1 protein-coding gene is annotated in these 860 nt (G+C 69.3%); it reads right to left on the bottom strand.

The features are described 5' to 3' along the window. On the bottom strand, window positions 1-860 hold an 860-nt coding region (locus tag G5C65_RS37865; protein WP_420903414.1), incomplete at both ends, for a carbohydrate ABC transporter permease.

The raw sequence follows: 860 nt of genomic DNA on the forward strand, positions 1-860 counted from the left end.
GCCCTTGACCGCTCCCTGCATGATGCCGCCGACGATCTGCTTGCCGAACAGCGCGAAGGCGACCAGCAGCGGCAGCGTGCCCAGCAGCGCCCCCGCCATGATCACCGACTCGTCGGGTACATACCCCTGCCCGAGCCCGGTCAGCGCCACCTGCACCGTCGGGTTGTCCTGGGTGAGTGCGATGATCGGCCAGAAGAACTCGTTCCAGGCCATCACGAAGGTGAGCATCCCCAGTACGGCCATCGCGGGCCGCGCCGCCGGGAAGACGACGTGCCACACGACGCGCAGGCTGTGCGCGCCGTCCACCCGGGCGGCCTCGATCAGCTCGGTCGGCAGCGCGTTCACCAGGTACTGCCGCATGAAGAAGACGCCGAAGGCGCTCACCATCATCGGCAGGATGACGGCCTGGAGCTGGTTGGTCCACTCCAGTTCGGCGATCGCCATGAACAGCGGCACCACGCTCAGCTGCGGGGGCACCATCATGGTGCCGATCACGACCACCAGCAGCAGGTTCTTCGCGCGGAACTGGAGCTTGGCGAAGGCGAAGCCCGCGAGCGTCGCGAAGAGCACCGTGCTGGCCGCGATCGAGCCCGCCACCAGCGTGGTGTTGAACAGCGCCTTGCCCATGTTGGCGTCGTTCCAGGCGGTGCTCATGTTCGAGAACAGGTTCCCGCCGAACCAGAAGGGCGGCGGGGTCTCGGCCAGCCGCTGGTTGTCGCGGGATGCCGCGATGGCCGTCCACACCAGCGGGAAGAGCGAGCCGAGGGTGAACAGCACGAGGACGGCGTAGGTGAGGCGGCCCGCGTGCAGATGGCGGCCGGCGGATCCGGCCCGCCCGCGGCGTGGGGGCGGGGCGGGCG

Source organism: Streptomyces boncukensis, assembly GCF_011045075.1.
In the GTDB taxonomy this organism is placed as follows: Bacteria; Actinomycetota; Actinomycetes; order Streptomycetales; family Streptomycetaceae; genus Streptomyces; species Streptomyces boncukensis.